Here is a 16,958-nt window from a genome sequence, read left to right on the forward strand (position 1 = left end):
TTCAGACCTCGCCACCGTGCCGGACAAGGTCCTCAGCGCGCACGACAGCGCCCAGCAGCTTGTGGGGCTGACGCCGCGCACCACCGGCCAATGGCTCACATGGATCGGCCTGTAGCCGACCCGCCCGTCCGCAACGAAGAACCGAAAAGAAGAGGAAAGACCATGAAGCCGGAAGTCGTGCACGAGCGCTTCGCCCAGTACCTCAAGGACCGGGACCTCGACGGACTGGGTTCCCTGTTCGCCGAAGACGCCATGTTCGTACCGGGACCGGGACAGGAACCGGTCTACGGCAGGGAAAGCATCAAGGAAGCGCTGAAGCCCTACCTCGCCTCCCCCAGCACCATGGAAGTGGTGGCCACGTCGGTCCACCAGAACGGCGACCTGGCGATGGTCCAGCCGTCCTGGCGGATCACGAGCGAGGACGGCGTCGTGGAAGGAAAGGCGGTCGAGGTGATGAGGAGGACGAGCGAGGGGGACTGGCTCTACATCATCGACAACCCCTACGGCGTCTGAATTCTCGTCATCCCCGCATAACCGTCGGGCAACAAAACCCCGCCACGGCAGCAACGGCCGTATCGACGTTCTCGATACGGCCCCCCGCCGCACAGGCCCACCCCGGGCCCACCCCTCACCCTGCCCGACCCACACACCCGCTGACACCCCACCCGGTGCCACCGGCCCGCTCCTTCAGACCTCGCCACCGTGCCGGACAAGATCCCCAGCGCGCACCACAGCACCCAGCAGCTTCTGGGGCTGACGCCGCCCACCACCGGCCAACGGCACACACGGATCGGCCTGTAGTCGACCCGCTCCTCCACAACGAAGAACCGAAAAGAAAAGGAAAGACCATGAAGCCGGAAGTCGTACACGAGCGCTTCGCCCAGTACCTCAAGGACAAGGACCTCGACGGCCTGGGTTCCCTGTTCGCCGAAGACGCCATGTTCGTACCCGGACCGGGACAGGAGCCCGTCTACGGCAGAGAAGACATCAAGGAAGCGCTGAAGCCCTACCTCGCCGCGCCCGGCACCTTCGAGATGGGAGCCGCGTCGGTCCACCAGAACGGCGACCTGGCGATGGTCCAGGTGCCCTGGCGGATCACGAGCGAGGACGGCACCCTGGAAGGAAAGTCGGTCGAGGTGATGAAGAGGACGAGCGAGGGAGACTGGGTCTACATCATCGAAAACCCCTACGGCATCTGATTCTCGTCATCCCGGCACCACCGTCGGGCGACGGAACCCCGTCACAGCAGGCGGCGGCCGCATCGACCTTCCCGATGCGGCCGCCGCCTGCTGTCCGGCGTCGGCGACACGGCCATGATCCGCTGCGGTCCGGACGCAGTCGACTGGGGAGGGTGAGCAGGTCTTCGACGTGGCATTGTGCGGTGAAAGCTCCGCTGCCGGCAGTGAACAGGCCGGTGCCGGCGAAGTCCAGGCGGGCACAAGAAAAGGCGGCGGCGCGGAAGTCGGGGTCAGTGTGGACGGCTCACGACTGGTGCGGCGAGCCTCGCTCACGGTGGGCCGTCCGGAATCGGGGCCGGCTGGAGGACAGCAGGGGGCCAGTCACCGGGTGGACTCCGGCGCGACTGCCGGTTGTTCGGCCTCGGAACCAGGCGGGACGCCGATGCGCAACTGCCCGGGCCTGGGGATCCCTGCCCTCGCCGCCGCCCGGCCACGGCGAAAGCAGGGGGACGGCGAACTCCAGCCGCACCAGCTCCGGGTCCGCCGTGCGCAGGCCGGCCAGCTCGCTGCCGAAGTCCGCCAGCCCACCGGTCGGCCGCGGAAAGAGGAACTCGGGAAAGTACGAGCGCACCGGGTAGGAGAACGCCTCGATCTCCCGCTTCAGCGCCGGCGACAGCTTGCGCATCGCGCGTACCCAGCCGTGCTGGACGGGGTGGTGCTTGGGCTCCACCAGCACATGAAGACTCAGTACGGCCTCCATGGCCGGCGAGTAGGCGAACCCCACCCGCTCCGCACCACCGGCAGGCACCCGGAACACGATCGTCATGACTCGTCATCCTCGCCGTCCGGCGTCCCCGCAGGGAGCGTGCCGCGCGAGACGGTGGTCGGCGATGGTGACTGACGATGACCTGTGCGTCGTTCTCACCGCGGGCCACCCCGAGGTTGTGAGCGTTGCACTACGTCTGACCAGCGGGCTTGTGCTCCTCGTCGAAGATCCACACCCTGGGTTTTCAACAAGGTTTTCTGCACGCCCCGCCGCCGAGAGGTCCATCTCAAACGGCCGCTCATGCCACCAGGACAGAGCCAGTCACGGCTCAGTGGACTGATTACCGCGTGCCGGTCGGGGTGACGAGGAGGCCGCCGACGAAGGTGTGCGTGGGGCGGAGATCACGCAGCGCGTCGCCCGTGCAGTGGGCGGGATCCTGGTCCCAGACGGTGAGGTCGGCGAGGCGGCCCGGAGTGAGGGTGCCGCGCAGGTGCGCCTCGCCGGTCAGGCGGGCGGCGCCCGCGGTGTGCAGGGTGAGGGCTTCGTCGTAGGTGATGGCGTGCTCGGGGCCCTTGACCCCGATGACGGTCTGCCGGGTGGTCATGCCCCAGACGGAGCGCATCGCGCCGAACCGGCCGACGGGGAAGTCGGATCCGGCGCTGACCTCGGCGCCCAGGTCGATCCAGCCGCGGGCGGGGAACAGCCGGGCGACGCGTTCGGGTCCCCAGAAGCCTTCCCCGACCTCGGCGGTGTCGTGCAGCAGCGGCTGCTGGATGGTGACCGGGATGCCCAACGCGACGGCGCGGGCCTGCTGTTCGGGTCCTGCCAGGCCGCCGTGCTCCATCACCAGCGTGCCGGCGGGCAGCCCAGGGTTGCGCTTGAGGACGCGCTCGTAGACGTCCAGCAGGGTGCGCACCGCGCGGTCGCCGTAGGCGTGGGTGCCGACTCGCCGGCCGCGCCGGACCACAGCCTCGACGGCCTCGACCAGCGCGTCCGGCTCCCAGACCAGCATCCCGGAGAAGGCGTGGTCGCAGGCGTAAGGCTCCTCGGTGGCCCCCGCCTCCAGACCGCCGTCGAGGCCGAACTTCACACCCCACACCGACAGCCACGGGTCGGATGTGTCACGCCACTCCTCCATCACGTCGAGCAGATCCTCCACCTGGGCGGCGCTGGTCAGCCCGAGCGCCGAGATCAGCGCCCGCACCCGGATGCTGAGCGCCCCCGCCTCGCGAGCGGCCAGCAGCACCGCGTAGTCCTCGGGGGTGACCGCGCAGTCGCGTACGGTCCCGATGCCGGTGGCGGCGTAGTCGCGGGTGGCCAGGCGCAGTCCGTCGATGCGCTCGGCCCGCTCCGGGGCCGGGACCAGGTGCTCCACCAGGTGCAGGGCGTTGTCGATCAGCCGGCCGTCGAGCTTGCCGTCGGCGCCGCGGCCGACGGTGCCGCCCGGCGGTGCGGGGGTGTCCTCGGTGATGCCCGCCAGCCGCAGCGCGTAGTGGTTGACGACGTCGTTGTGGCCGCCGCGCTTGACGAGGACCGGGTGCCGGTCGGTGGCTTGGTCGAGTTCGGCCGCGGTGGGCATGCGGCGCTCGGCCAGGTTGAGTTCCTGCCAGTTGGTGGTGGTGCGGATCCACTCGCCCTCGGGGGTGACGGCGGCCCGCTGCCGGATCAGGTCGAGGAACTCGGGGATGTTGCGGGCCTGGTGCACGGGGACGTCATGGGCACCGAGCGCTGCGAAGATCAGGTGGGTGTGGGTGTCGTCGAAGGCCGGCAGTACGGTGGCACCGGGCAGGTCATGGACCTGTGTCTCCGCGCTCACCAGGTGATCGAGACCGTTCGGGGCGGCGGACACGGCCGCGATACGGTCGCCGCGCACGGCCACTGCCCGCTGCACCGCCTGACCGGGCACCAGGGTGTGCACCGCCCCGGCGCGGATCAGCAGGTCGGCTCCGTGATCAGTCATCGTCTTCTCCCTCATCTCGCACGTGCCGGATCCCGAACGTGTCGTTCGGTGACGAGACCGTTGTAGGAGGGATGCGGGAATTCACCGCCAAGCTGATGGCTCATGCGCAGAAAGTACGCCAGCACCTGGGCCTAGCATGCGGATCATGCGACAGGTGCTCGATGAAACCGATCGGCGGATCGCGGCGGCCCTGGTCGCCGCGCCGCGTGCCTCCTGGCGTGAGGTGGCCCGCTGTCTGGGGCTGTCCGAGCGCACCGTCGTACGCCGGGTCGCCCTGCTGTACGCCGACGGCACCCTGCGCGCGACCGTGGTACGCAACCCGGCCCGCTTCCCGCACCTGATCCCCGTCGCCCTGCGCATCCGCTGCCGCCCCAACAAGATCCGGCAGGTCGCCCAGGCGCTGGCCCGCCGCCCCGACACCGTCTGGGTGGACATCCTCGGCGGCGGCGACGAGATCTCCACGATCTTCTTCCTGGAAGGTCCCGAAGCGCGCAACAACCTGCTGTTGCGCGATCTGCCCGCCACCGACGCCGTCGGCTCCTGGACCGCCCACACCTTGCTGCGTGTCTTCCCCACCGCCTTCCGCTGGACCGCCGGCCTCCTCTCCCCCGCAGAACTGGCCGAACTCGTCCCCGACCCCGCGCAACCGACGGCCTCGGCACCGTCGTACGCGCCTGTCGACGTCGACACCGCGCTGATCGCCGGGCTGACCGAGGACGGCCGGGCCACCTACACGGACCTGGCCCGCCGCGCCGGCACCACCGCGCTCACGGCCCGCCGACGGCTCGAAGCCCTCCTGGAGAGCCAGGCGCTGCGCCTGGCCACCGAGATGGATCTCGCACTGCTCGGCGCGCAGACCGAGGCACTGCTGTGGATCTCGGTGCGGCCGGGTGCGCTGCAGGAGGCCGCGCGGCCCCTGAGCGCCCACCCGCACGTCCGGTTCTGCGCCGCCACCACCGGGCTCGCCAACCTGGTCGTCGCCGTCGCCGCCGCGAACCTCGACGCCCTGTACACCTTCCTCACCAAGGCCGTCGGCCCCTTGGAAGCGGTCACCGCCATCGACACCACCCCGCTGCTGGCGACCGTCAAACGCACGGGCCTGATACGACACTGACGAAAGTAACGACGGCCACGCATACGGAGTGGGTGTGAATTCACCGCCCGATCGGCCACTTCCAGCTAGGGATCCACGTCAGAGACCTCGCAGCGGGCCGTTGGCACTGACGCCTGTATCGACGTCCTCCGAGCCGTCGATACCGTCGCGGGTCTGGATGGCGATCATGCTGGTTTGGGCGTTCTGCCCGACGGTGGCATGGTGGACGCAGTCCCCGCCTGGCGGGAGGTGTCGCTGTCCTCCTTGATGCCGCAGGCCACCTTGCGTATCGATACTGGACTGTGGCGCAACGGGCGATCAGTCACCCTGTCACGTGGAAGCTGCGGCTGTCGGCAACTGCCCTCGGGGGCATCGCCCTAGCCGGGGTCGTATTCATAAGTGATCGGTAGCCTGCGGTCATGGCACGTCCCAAGCCGTAATCGCTGTGTGGGCTGCCGCTCGGCGGCCCACTGTGCGTGAGCGATGCGTGAGCGGACGACACGGCAGAGGCCGTGTCGGCGTGGACTGGCCGTAAGGCTGCACTCCTCTGACCTGGTGGTTCCGGACACCGAACCAGCGTCCGGAACGACCCAGCAAGCTTTGGCCAGGACTTTTAATCCATTGGTTGTCGGTTCGAGTCCGACAGGGCCTACGGGTGGCAGCGCCCGGGTCGGCTTCGGCCGACCCGGGCGCTGGCTCGTTTCCGGGGCTGTGAGGGCGGCGGGGTCAGGAAGGCTTGACCGACGTGACCGGGGTGGCGGTCACCTTGTTGTCGCACTCGGCCCACCACCCGTCGTCCAGGGCGACCTGGTGCTTCCCGGAGCGCGGCAGGCCGATGACCATCTTCTGGAACACCGACGGCTTCTTGCCCGACTTGCAGTAGCCGTCGCCCTCCCCCTGGACCTGGACGAACGTCAGCTTCACCCATGCCTTGCCGCGCGGCCGGAGCGTCACGGTGGACGCCTTGCCGGTGGCGGTGACCTTGAGCGGGGTGGTCTGGGAACCCTTGCCGGCGCCCGCGACCGTCGGATGGCCCTTCAGGACGCACGTCTTCTTGGAGACGTTGGTGAACTGCACGACCGCCGCCCCGGTCCCGGTCCCGACGGGCGGGTGGGCGGCCTGCCGGGCGCTGACCTGGAGGGCCGAGGCCGCGCAGGCGGGCGGCGGGGTGGCGGTGCTCGCCGCCATGGCGGTGCCGGGCAGGACGCCGGTCACCGCCGCCGCGAGGGCCGTGACCGCCGTCGTCGCCAGAGCCGCCCTGCGAATGCCGTTGCTGTGCCGCATGTTGTCGTCCCCCTGAGTCGAATCGTCCGCGGGTTTCGGTCGGTTGTCGCCCCGCGGTACGTGAGTGCAGACAGGGCGGGGGAGCGGCGGCGTTCCGTGGGGCGACCGCTTGTGACAGAACGGTGACGACAGGGTGCACCCGTGCGGATGGCCACCAGGGCAGACAGAAGCGCGGCCCAGCGTCCGGATACCGAGGATCACACGGCAGCCTCCGCCCCGCCTCGCAACCGCCGCAAGTGAGGCGGCGCTGATCACGACCTCGCGGACAGCCTCGGGGCGAGCAGCTCCAGCGCTTCCTCCCAGTGATACCGGTCGGCCCCGCCCCCCGCCTTCGGCCGATGAGGCTCGAACGACCCGATCAGAACGCCCATCTCGCGCAGCCGTTCCAGGCTCTGCCGGTATGCGGGGTGAGCGGCCTGGGCGGAGTTCAGGTACGGCAGCACAGCCACCGGTACGCCCATCGCGGGTGCTTCGCACAGGATGCCCAGGGCGAGGTTGTCGGAGATCCCGGCGGCCCACTTGTTGACGGTGTCGAAGCTGGCCGGGGCGACCGCGATCGCGTCCGCGGGGCGGGTCGGGCGTGGTTGGTCCGGTGTCCGCCAGGCCGAGCGGATGGGGTGACCGGTCTGCGCCTCGATCGCCTCCACGTCGAGGAAGCCGAGCCCCTGCGGGGTGGCGACGACACCGACGTCCCAATGCTGTTCCTGCGCTGCGGTGATCAGTTTGCCGACGTCGGCGGCCACCCCGGCCGCGCAGACGACGATCTGGAGGAACGGCTTGTCGGGCTGGTCACTCACGCGGGCACTCCCAGTTGGCGACTGAAGTGGTGCAGTTCGGGCAGGGCACGGCAGCGATCGCGGGCCGCCATGTCGGCGACCAGTTCGCGTACGGCCGGGCGGCGGACGTCCTGGGCCGCACAGCTCTCGGCGATGCGCAGGGCCTGGTAGCCGTCGGCGAGTCGGCCCTGCTGACTGTAGGCGTGGGCGGTCTCCACCCAGAGCGCGGCCCGGCGCTCTGGGACGGGAATGTGGTGCCGCACGAGTGGCCATGCGGTTTCCAGCGCGATGCCGGCGTCGCCGAAGGAGACGGCCGCGCTGAGGCACGCAATGGATAGAGCGGCAGCTTCGATTTGTCTGACCTGAGGGACTCGGATCGGCGCCCGCCGTTCGCCACCGTCCGACACGGCCTGACCAGGACTCCTCAATCCATTGGCTGTCGGTTCGCGTCGCCGGAACGGCAGAAGGCCCCCTGCCGAAGCAGAGGGCCCTCCAGGATCACTCAGTCTCAGCCGTTGCGCTTCCAGCGCGGCTTGTCGTCGCGGCGGAAGGACGAGGACGAACCCGTGCCCGAACCCCGGTGGTCGTCACGGCGGCCGTACGGACGGTCGTGGCCGCCGGCGCGGAAGCCCGGACGGTCGTCGCGGCGGTCACGGTTGAAGGGGCGGTCGCTGCCACGGTGACCGGAGCGGTCGTCGCGGTCGCGGCGGAAGCCGCCCTCACGGCGCTCGAACCCACCGCGGTCGTTGTTGTCGCGGCGCTCGAACCCACCACGCTCACCGTCACGACGCTCGAACCCACGCCCACCGCGGTCGTCACGCCGGTCACGGTTGAACGGACGGTCGTCACGCCGGTCACGGTTGAAACCGCCCTCACGGCGCTCGAAGCCGCCACGGTCGTTGTCCCGACGCTCGAAGCCACCACGCTCACCGTCACGGCGCTCGAAACCCCGGCCACCGCGGTCGTCACGCCGGTCACGGTTGAACGGACGGTCATCGCGGCGGTCACGGTTGAAACCGCCCTCACGGCGCTCGAAGCCACGCCCGCCCCGATCGTCCCGGTCACGGTCCCGACGCGCCTCACGCGCCTCCGCGGCAGCGGCCTCCTCGACGGCGGCCGCGACCTCGGCGACGGCCTGCTCCTGCGCCTCGGCGACAGCGGCCTCGGGGTCCTCGCCACGGTCACGGGCGACGCGCGCGACGAGGCGGTCGGCCTCGTCCCGCAGCTCGGCGGCACGCTTCTGCGCCCGCTCCAACTGCTTGGTGAGCTGGGCCACTTCACGCTCGGCCTGCTGGGCGGCGTTCCCGGCGGACTCGGCCTGCACCTCGGTCATCGACCGCGCGCCGGTGATCTCGGCGACCTCGGGCTCGAACGCCGACCCGCCCTGGATGATGTGCCGCCCGGCGTCGACGCCCGCGTCCTCCATGAGCCGGAAGATCTGGCGCCGCTGGTGCGGCAGGGAGAGCGATACGACCGTGCCGGTGCGGCCCGCGCGAGCGGTACGGCCGGCCCGGTGCAGGTAGTCCTTGTGATCTCCGGCGGGGTCGACGTTCAGGACGAGGTCGATGCCGTCGACGTGGATGCCGCGCGCGGCGACGTCGGTGGCGACCAGGACGTTGACGTACCCGTCCTTGAAGTCGGCCAGGGTGCGCGTACGGGCGCCCTGGGTCATGCCGCCGTGCAGCGCGTCGGCCTTCACGCCGGACTCGCGCAGCTGCTCGGCGACGCGGTCGGCGCCGAGCTGGGTGCGGACGAAGATGATCGTGCGGCCCTTGCGGGAGGCGATCGCGGCGGTGACCGGCGCCTTGTCCTTGGGCTTCACGATGAGGATGTGGTGCGACATGGTCGTCACCGCGCCCTGCGCCGCGTCCACCTCGTGCGAGACGGGGTCGACGAGGTAGCGCTTGACCAGGGTGGAGATCTCGTTCTCCATCGTCGCGGAGAACAGCATGCGCTGGCCGCCCGCCGGGACCTGGTCGAGGAGCTCGGTGACCTCGGGCAGGAAGCCCAGGTCGGACATCTGGTCGGCCTCGTCGAGGACGGCGACCTCGACGTCCTCCAGGGAGCAGGCGCCGCGGTTGATGATGTCGCGCAGGCGGCCCGGGGTGGCGACGAGGATGTCGACGCCGCGCTCCAGGGCGTAGATCTGGTTGCCCATCGACGTACCGCCGCAGACGACCTTCATCTTCAGGCCGACGACGTCGCCGTACGGCTGGAGCGCGTCCGCGACCTGCATCGCGAGCTCGCGGGTCGGGGTGAGGATGACGGCGCGGGGGCGCTTCTTCTCCGTGCGGCCGCCGGCCAGGCGCGCGAGCGTCGGGAGGCCGAAGGAGAGGGTCTTGCCGGAGCCGGTGCGGCCGCGGCCGAGGATGTCCTTGCCGTCGAGCGCGTCCGGGATGGTCGCGGCCTGGATCGGGAAGGGGGTCGTGACGCCGTTCTGCGCGAGCTTGCGCACGACACCCTCGGGGAGACCGAGGTCGGCGAAGGTGGTCTCGGGAGCCTCTTCGGAGACGGCGGCCTCGACGGCCTCGGCGATCTCCTCGGACTCGACGACGACCGACTCGGCGACCTGATCAGAACTGGAAATGGACATGCGTATGCGAAACCTTCCGGAGTCTCGTCGGCACGCGCCCGTCAACTCCGTGATTTCTGCAATACGACCGCCTCTATGCGGTCCGCCACGGCTAGAAAGGATTACGCGCCACACGGCGCGCTCTGCGTTGGCGCCGGGCAAATGGGATCAAACGATCTACCACCATACGCACCTCACCCCCCACTAGGCAAATCCCGCAGGTCAGCCCCCGGATGCCGGGTCCTGAGCGGACGGCGACGGCTCCACCGGAGACGGCTCCGGCGCGGGCACCGACGGCGACGGTTCCACCGGGGACGGCTCCGGCGACTGCTGCGGCGGCTCCGGTACGGCCGACCGGGTCGGCGTCGGCTTGCCAGGACCCGGCTTCCCCGGCCTCGGGGCGGGCGCGGACGGCGTCGCGGAGGGGGCCGGGACCGACGCGGACGGCGTCGCGGAGGGGGCGGCGGTGCCGTCGTGCCCGCCCTTGGCGTCGCCGCTCTCGTGCGGCGAGCCGTTCACGTACCGGCCCGACCCCGCCTTCCCGCCGTCCGGCGCCGCGCCGCCCCGCTCGCCCGCCGACCGGGACGGCTTCGCGGCGCCCGCGCCCTCACCGTCGTCCCCGACACTCATGCAGCCCGAGGCGGCGGCGACGGCCAGCAGCGAGGCGGCCAGCCGGACGGAGAGGGAACAGGAGCGCACGGGAGCCTCCGGGTGAGGAGTGGGAAGTCATCCCCTCAACTCCCGCCGCCGGTAAGAAGACACGCGCGGGCGCCTCACCCGTACCCCAGCGCGTGCAGCCGCTCGTCGTCGATGCCGAAGTGGTGCGCGATCTCGTGCACGACCGTCACCTCCGTCTCCGCGACGACCTCCTCCCGCGTCTCGCACATCCGCAGCGTCGGCCCCCGGTAGATCGTGATCCGGTCGGGCAGGACGCCCGCGTACCACTCCCCCCGGTCGGTCAGCGGCGTCCCCTCGTACAGCCCGAGCAACTCCGGGTCGTCCGCGGGTGGTTCGTCCTCGACGAACACCGCCACGTTGTCCATGAGCCGCGTCAGCTCCGGGGGGATCCGGTCGAGCGACTCGGCGACCAGCTCCTCGAACTCCTCGCGCGTCATCTCCAGCACACCCCCATTCTCCGGCACGGCACATATCCGCACACGCCCCCGGGCATACGGCACCAATGGCCCGACTCCAGGACTCCCTGACCCGCTGGCGCGGCGCCCTCGGCATGGTCGCCGTGGTCCTCGCGGGCGCCTGGCTGGGCCTGCTGGTCGTCGGGAACGTCCGTACGTCGGTGGGCCCGATGGACACGACGATGACGCTGCGCCCGTCCCTCACCGGCGGCACGAAGATCAACGTCTCCCCGCTGGGCGCCCTCTCCCTCGACACCCACACCGCGCCCGTCCGCCTCGACGTCAACGTCGACCAGCTCGACCCCGTCCGCTCCCAGGCCCTCGTCGACCACCCCGAGCGGATCTCCGGCCTCCAGGACGAGATCGCCGGCGACGTCTCCCACGGCGCCCTCGACCTCGCCGTACGCTCCTGCGCGGCCGTCGTCACCGGGGCCACGGCGCTGGGCCTCGCGGTCTACCGCCGCCCGCGCCGGGCCCTGCTGGCCGGCGGCCTCGCCCTGTCCCTGCTGACCGCCTCCGGCGCCACCGCGTACGCCACCTTCGACCCCGAGTCGGTCCTCGAACCCCGCTACTCCGGGCTCCTGTCCTCCGCCCCCTCCCTCGTCGGCGACGCCCGCGGCATCGTCACCGACTTCGACGTCTACCAGCAGGAACTGGCCCGCCTCGTGACGAACGTGACCAAGCTGTACGACGTCACCTCGACGCTCCCCGCGTACCGGCCCGACCCCACGACCGTCCGCGTCCTGCACGTCTCCGACATCCACCTCAACCCCGCGAGCTGGAAGATCGTCGCCTCGCTCGTCGAGCAGTACGACGTCGGCGTCATCGTCGACTCCGGCGACACCATGGACCACGGGTCGGCCGCCGAGAACGCCTTCCTCGACGCGATCCCCGACCTCGGGGCGCCGTACGTCTGGGTCCGCGGCAACCACGACTCCCTCGGCACCCAGCGGTACCTGGAGCGGATGCGGGGCGTGCACGTCCTCGACAACGGGCGTGCGGTCACCCTCGCGGGGCTGCGGTTCGCCGGCATGGGGGACCCCGAGTACACGCCCGACCGGACGGCGCCCCGCGAGAAGGGCGTCCAGGAGGCCGCCGGGCGGCGGCTCGCGGGGGCGCTGCGGCTCGGGCCGCCGGCCGACGTCGCCGTCGTCCACGAACCCGCCGCCGCGCGGCAGGTCGACGGGACCGTCCCTCTCGTCCTCGCCGGGCACCTCCACCACCGGGAGACCGAGGTCATGAAGAAGGGCACCCGGCTGCGCGTCGAGGGCTCCACGGGAGGCAGTGGCCTGCGCGCCGTCGAGGGCAAGACCCCCGATCCCATCGAGGCGTCGATCCTCTACTTCGACCGCGACAGCCGCCGCCTCCAGGCGTGGGACGAGATCAGACTCGGCGGCCTCGGCGAAACAACAGCGGAGGTCAGCCGCCACCTCGCCCCCGAGAACAAGCCCGCCACACCCCCCTCCCCCTCCCCCTCGTCCCCCACCCCGTAATCCGTTTTGGCGATACCCGCCGCCGTCCCCTATGCTTCAGACGTCCCCGACGCGCTGACAAAGCGCCCAGGCGGGCCGATAGCCCTCATCGTCTAGCGGCCTAGGACGCCGCCCTTTCAAGGCGGTAGCACGGGTTCGAATCCCGTTGGGGGCACGCAACACCCTGTGCGACACTGTTCGCACAACGCAAGGTCCTGTGGAGCAGTTTGGAGTGCTCGCCACCCTGTCAAGGTGGAGGCCGCGGGTTCAAATCCCGTCAGGACCGCTGGAGTTCCCCTCGTGGACCTCCTCGGCTGGGTAGCTCAGTTGGTACGAGCGACCGCCTGAAAAGCGGTAGGTCGCCGGTTCGACCCCGGCCCCAGCCACAGCACAGGCCCCGATCCCCGGATCGGGGCCTTGTTGTCGCACCCACACCCGAAGGCCGCGCCCGCGGCGGAGCCGCAATCAGACACAGCAAATCCCGTCAGGACCGCTGGAGTTCCCCTCGTGGACCTCCTCGGCCGGGTAGCTCAGCCGGTACGAGCGACCGCCTGGCCCCGCCTGATCGCGGCTCCGCCGCAGCCTGTACCCCCGCTCCAGCACGCGCCCTCGCCGGATTCCGGTGGGGGTGTTGTCGTGTCCACGCTCCCGCGCAGGGGCAAAAGCGTTCGCCAGTATTTTCCCCGGGATGAGATCCTGGGGAGCGTATGTCTACGCAGCCTGCCCCCGCCCTTGGGAACATCGCCTCCCGTCTGACCGAGCTGTCGTTGCGTGATGCGCAGCGGCTCGGGCGGCGGCTCGAAGGTGCGCGGAAGATCCGGAAACCGGAGGCGCGGGCCGCGGTGCTCGCCGAGATCGGGGCGGAGGTGGAGCGGTGCGCCGAGCGGATGAGTGTCCGAGCGGGGCGCGTGCCCGCCGTCTCGTACCCCGAGCAGCTTCCCGTCAGCCAGAAGAAGGACGACATCGCGGAGGCGATCCGCGATCACCAGGTCGTCATCGTCGCGGGGGAGACCGGGTCGGGGAAGACCACCCAGATCCCCAAGATCTGCCTTGAGCTGGGGCGCGGCGTACGCGGGATGATCGGGCACACGCAGCCGAGGAGGATCGCCGCGCGGACCGTCGCGGAGCGCGTCGCCGAGGAACTGCGTACGCCGCTCGGCGAGGCCGTCGGCTGGAAGGTTCGGTTCACCGACCAGGTCGACCCGGACGGCACGTTCGTGAAGCTGATGACGGACGGCATCCTGCTCGCGGAGATCCAGACGGACCGCGAGCTGCGCGCCTACGACACGATCATCATCGACGAGGCCCACGAGCGGTCCCTGAACATCGACTTCCTGCTCGGCTACCTCGCCCAGCTCCTGCCCAGACGCCCCGACCTCAAGGTCGTCATCACCTCCGCGACGATCGACCCGGAGCGCTTCTCCCGCCACTTCGGCGACGCCCCGATCATCGAGGTGAGCGGGCGGACGTACCCGGTGGAGGTCCGCTACCGGCCTCTGCTGGAGGACGACTCGGACGACTCCGACCGCGACCAGATCACCGCGATCTGCGACGCCGTGGAGGAGCTTCAGGGGGAAGGGCCGGGCGACATCCTCGTCTTCCTCTCCGGCGAGCGGGAGATCCGGGACACGGCGGACGCGCTGGAGAAGAAGAAGTACCGGTTCACCGAGGTCCTCCCCCTCTACGCCCGCCTCTCCCACGCCGAACAGCACCGCGTCTTCCAGGCCCACACCGGCCGCAGGATCGTTCTGGCGACGAACGTCGCGGAGACCTCGCTGACGGTCCCCGGCATCAAGTACGTCATCGACCCGGGCTTCGCGAGGATCAGCCGCTACAGCCACCGTACGAAGGTGCAGCGCCTGCCGATCGAGCCGGTCAGCCAGGCGAGCGCGAACCAGCGCAAGGGCCGCTGCGGCCGGACCAGCGACGGTGTCTGCATCCGCCTGTACAGCGAGGACGACTTCCTCACGCGCCCGGAGTTCACGGACGCGGAGATCCTGCGGACGAACCTCGCCTCGGTCATCCTCCAGATGACGGCGGCCGGTCTCGGGGACATCGAGAAGTTCCCGTTCATCGACCCGCCGGACCACCGCAACATCCGCGACGGCGTCCAACTCCTGCAAGAACTCAACGCGTTGGACCCGGCACAGAAGGACCCACGCAACCGGCTCACGCAGGTCGGCCGCAAACTCGCCCAGCTCCCCGTCGACCCCCGGCTCGCCCGCATGGTCCTGGAGGCCGACAAGAACGGCTGCGCCCGCGAGGTCATGGTGATAGCCGCCGCGCTGTCCATCCAGGACCCGCGCGAACGCCCCTCGGACAAGCAGGCGCAGGCCGACCAGCAGCACGCCCGCTTCAAGGACGAGACCAGCGACTTCCTGGCGTTCCTGAACCTGTGGCGGTACGTCAGGGAGCAGCAGCGCGAGCGGGGTTCCAGCTCCTTCCGCCGGATGTGCAAGCAGGAGTACCTGAACTTCCTGCGCATCCGCGAGTGGCAGGACATCTACACCCAACTCCGTACGGTGGCCAAGCAGATGGGCATCCATCTGAACGAGCAGGACGCCGACGCCGACCGCATCCACGTCTCCCTCCTCGCCGGCCTCCTCTCCCACGTCGGGATGAAGGACGTGAAGGAGAACAAGGAGCAGTCCCCCAGGAAGGACGGCGGCCGGAACGAGTATCTCGGCGCCCGCAACGCGAAGTTCGCGATCTTCCCGGGGTCGGCCCTCTTCAGGAAGCCGCCGCAGTTCGTGATGTCGGCGGAGCTGGTGGAGACGTCCCGCCTCTGGGCCCGCGTCAACGCCCGCATCCAGCCCGAGTGGGTCGAGCCCCTCGCCGAGCACCTGTTGAAGCGGACGTACTCCGAACCGCACTGGGAGAAGGACCAGGCCGCGGTGATGGCGTACGAGAAGGTCACGCTGTACGGCGTACCGATCGTCGCGCAGCGCAAGGTCAACTACGGGCGGGTGGACGCCGAGATCAGCCGCGAGCTGTTCATCCGCAACGCGCTCGTCGAGGGCGACTGGCGCACCCACCACAAGTTCTTCGCCGACAACCGGAAACTCCTCAGCGAGGTCGAGGAGTTGGAGCACCGCGCCCGGCGGCGGGACATCGTCGTCGACGACGACACGCTCTTCGACTTCTACGACCAGCGGGTGCCCGAACACGTCGTGTCCGGCGCCCACTTCGACTCCTGGTGGAAGCACAAGCGGCACGAGCAGCCCGAGTTCCTCGACTTCGAGCGGGAGATGCTCATCCGGGAGTCCGCGGAGGCGGTCACCAAGGCGGACTATCCCGACAGTTGGCGGCAGGGTCAGCTCAAGTTCCGTGTCACGTACCAGTTCGAGCCGGGCGCGGACGCGGACGGGGTGACGGTCCATGTCCCGCTCCAGGTCCTGAACCAGGTCACGGACGACGGCTTCGACTGGCAGATCCCGGGCCTGCGCGAGGAGTTGGTGACGGAGCTGATCCGTTCCCTCCCCAAGCCGATCCGCCGGAACTACGTGCCGGCGCCGAACTTCGCGAAACGCTTCCTGGATGCCTCGGTGCCTCTCCAGGAGCCGCTGACGACGGCCATGGCGCGGGAGTTGAAGCGCATGGTCGGCGTCCCCTTCGAGGCGGACGACTTCGACTGGGCCCGCGTCCCCGAGCACCTGCGCATCACGTTCCGCATCGTCGACGAGCGGCGCCGGAAGCTCGCCGAGGACAAGGACCTTGAGGCGCTGCGCCTCCAGCTCAAGCCGAAGGCACGGCAGGCGCTGTCCAAGGTCGCCGCGGCCACCGCCGAACGCGAGGGCGGCGAGTCCCTCGAACGCAAGGGCCTCACCGACTGGACGATCGGCTCCCTCACCCGCGTCTTCGAGACCCGGCGCGCGGGCCAGCCCGTCAAGGCGTACCCGGCGCTCGTCGACGACGGGGACACCGTCTCCGTACGGCTCTTCGACACGGAGGCCGAGCAGCAGGCGGCGATGTGGAAGGGGACGCGGCGGCTGATCCTGCGCAACATTCCGGTCAACCCCGCAAAGTTCGCTTCCGAGAAGCTGACCAACGCGCAGAAGCTTGCGCTGTCGGCGAATCCCCACGGGTCGATCCAGGCGCTGTTCGACGACTGCGCGATGGCCGCCGCCGACAAGCTGATCGGGGACTTCGGGGGGCCGGCCTGGGACGAGTCGTCGTACCGGAAGCTGTACGACAAGGTGCGGGCGGAGATCGTCGACACGACCGTGCGGACGGTCGGGGCGGTGCAGCAGGTCCTCGCCGCCTGGCAGGCCGCCGAGCGGCGCCTGAAGTCCGTCCGCAGCCCGGCGCTGCTCGCGAACCTCGCCGACGTGCGGGCGCAGCTGGACGCGCTCGTGCGGCCCGGGTTCGTCACGCGGGCCGGTATCCGGCGCCTCTCCGACCTCATGCGCTACCTCGTCGCGGTGGACCGCCGGCTCCAGCAGATGCCGGCCAACGTCCAGCGGGACACCACCCGCATGGAGAAGGTCCACGAGATGCGGGACGAGTACGCCTGGCTCCTGGAGCAGCTCCCCCAGGGCCGCCCGGTCCCCGCCTCGGTCCTCGACATCCGCTGGATGATCGAGGAGCTCCGCGTCAGCTATTTCGCCCACGCGCTGGGCACCGCGTACCCCATCTCCGACAAGCGCATCGTGAAGGCCATCGACGCCGAAGCCCCGTGATCACAGCACCACCCACAGTGAGTTCGACCTGACCACCCCGCCTCC

At 70.3% G+C, this 16,958-nt stretch carries 11 protein-coding genes, 3 tRNA genes and 2 pseudogenes; 8 read left to right on the plus strand and 8 right to left on the minus strand.

The window, feature by feature from the left end; translation table 11 throughout:
* Window positions 1-162: 162 nt before the first annotated feature.
* Both ACLZOT_RS37300 and ACLZOT_RS37305 read left to right on the plus strand, forming a co-directional pair.
* Window positions 163-513, plus strand: coding sequence for a YybH family protein (locus ACLZOT_RS37300; RefSeq protein WP_416973594.1), 351 nt, complete (start codon window positions 163-165; stop codon window positions 511-513).
* Between the two features lie 335 nt (window positions 514-848).
* The gene (locus tag ACLZOT_RS37305) at window positions 849-1,199 is read left to right on the plus strand and encodes a YybH family protein (protein ID WP_416973595.1); all 351 of its coding nucleotides are present in this window, start codon (window positions 849-851) and stop codon (window positions 1,197-1,199) included.
* Between the two features lie 439 nt (window positions 1,200-1,638).
* On the opposite strand, the pseudogene ACLZOT_RS37310 reads toward ACLZOT_RS37305, so the two are convergent.
* Both ACLZOT_RS37310 and ACLZOT_RS37315 read right to left on the minus strand, forming a co-directional pair.
* Window positions 1,639-2,004: pseudogene (locus tag ACLZOT_RS37310) on the minus strand (DUF5937 family protein); the annotation flags it as partial.
* A 280-nt stretch (window positions 2,005-2,284) separates the two neighbouring features.
* Window positions 2,285-3,904, minus strand: coding sequence for an amidohydrolase (locus ACLZOT_RS37315; protein WP_416973596.1), 1,620 nt, complete (start codon window positions 3,902-3,904; stop codon window positions 2,285-2,287).
* Window positions 3,905-4,049: 145 nt separating this feature from the next.
* Here ACLZOT_RS37315 and ACLZOT_RS37320 point away from each other — a divergent pair, with 145 nt between their 5' ends.
* The gene (locus tag ACLZOT_RS37320) at window positions 4,050-5,018 is read left to right on the plus strand and encodes an Lrp/AsnC family transcriptional regulator (protein ID WP_416973597.1); all 969 of its coding nucleotides are present in this window, start codon (window positions 4,050-4,052) and stop codon (window positions 5,016-5,018) included.
* A gap of 705 nt (window positions 5,019-5,723) precedes the next feature.
* Here ACLZOT_RS37320 and ACLZOT_RS37325 read toward each other — a convergent pair.
* The 6 genes and pseudogenes from ACLZOT_RS37325 to ACLZOT_RS37350 form a co-directional block, all read right to left on the minus strand.
* Entirely contained in the window at window positions 5,724-6,281 is a 558-nt protein-coding gene (locus ACLZOT_RS37325) for a DUF4232 domain-containing protein (protein ID WP_416973598.1), read from the minus strand.
* A gap of 251 nt (window positions 6,282-6,532) precedes the next feature.
* Complete coding sequence (locus tag ACLZOT_RS37330; protein WP_416973599.1) at window positions 6,533-7,078, minus strand: flavoprotein; 546 nt, start codon at window positions 7,076-7,078, stop codon at window positions 6,533-6,535.
* Window positions 7,075-7,380: pseudogene (locus tag ACLZOT_RS37335) on the minus strand (transcriptional regulator); the annotation flags it as partial. The gene ACLZOT_RS37330 and the pseudogene ACLZOT_RS37335, both read right to left, overlap by 4 nt.
* Window positions 7,381-7,565: 185 nt before the next feature.
* Window positions 7,566-9,650: a DEAD/DEAH box helicase gene (locus ACLZOT_RS37340; protein WP_416973600.1), complete on the minus strand. Its 2,085-nt coding sequence runs from the start codon at window positions 9,648-9,650 to the stop codon at window positions 7,566-7,568.
* Window positions 9,651-9,851: 201 nt separating this feature from the next.
* Complete coding sequence (locus ACLZOT_RS37345) at window positions 9,852-10,328, minus strand: hypothetical protein (protein ID WP_416973601.1); 477 nt, start codon at window positions 10,326-10,328, stop codon at window positions 9,852-9,854.
* Window positions 10,329-10,402: 74 nt separating this feature from the next.
* Window positions 10,403-10,753, minus strand: coding sequence for a metallopeptidase family protein (locus ACLZOT_RS37350; protein WP_416973602.1), 351 nt, complete (start codon window positions 10,751-10,753; stop codon window positions 10,403-10,405).
* 23 nt (window positions 10,754-10,776) lie between these two features.
* On the opposite strand from ACLZOT_RS37350, the gene ACLZOT_RS37355 reads away from it, so the two are divergent.
* From ACLZOT_RS37355 to hrpA, 5 genes are all read left to right on the plus strand, one after another.
* The gene (locus tag ACLZOT_RS37355) at window positions 10,777-12,255 is read left to right on the plus strand and encodes a metallophosphoesterase family protein (RefSeq protein ID WP_416973694.1); all 1,479 of its coding nucleotides are present in this window, start codon (window positions 10,777-10,779) and stop codon (window positions 12,253-12,255) included.
* Between the two features lie 81 nt (window positions 12,256-12,336).
* A tRNA-Glu gene (locus ACLZOT_RS37360) sits at window positions 12,337-12,409 on the plus strand.
* A 36-nt stretch (window positions 12,410-12,445) separates the two neighbouring features.
* Window positions 12,446-12,520 (plus strand) — tRNA-Asp (locus ACLZOT_RS37365).
* Between the two features lie 26 nt (window positions 12,521-12,546).
* Window positions 12,547-12,620: transfer RNA gene (locus ACLZOT_RS37370), tRNA-Phe, on the plus strand.
* Window positions 12,621-12,941: 321 nt separating this feature from the next.
* Window positions 12,942-16,913 carry an ATP-dependent RNA helicase HrpA gene (gene hrpA, locus ACLZOT_RS37375; RefSeq protein WP_416973603.1) on the plus strand — a complete coding sequence of 1,324 codons (3,972 nt, stop codon included), beginning with the start codon at window positions 12,942-12,944 and terminating at the stop codon, window positions 16,911-16,913.
* The last annotated feature ends 45 nt before the right edge of the window (window positions 16,914-16,958 follow it).

The organism is Streptomyces sp. 4F14 (genome assembly GCF_048159485.1).
GTDB lineage: Bacteria > Actinomycetota > Actinomycetes > Streptomycetales > Streptomycetaceae > Streptomyces.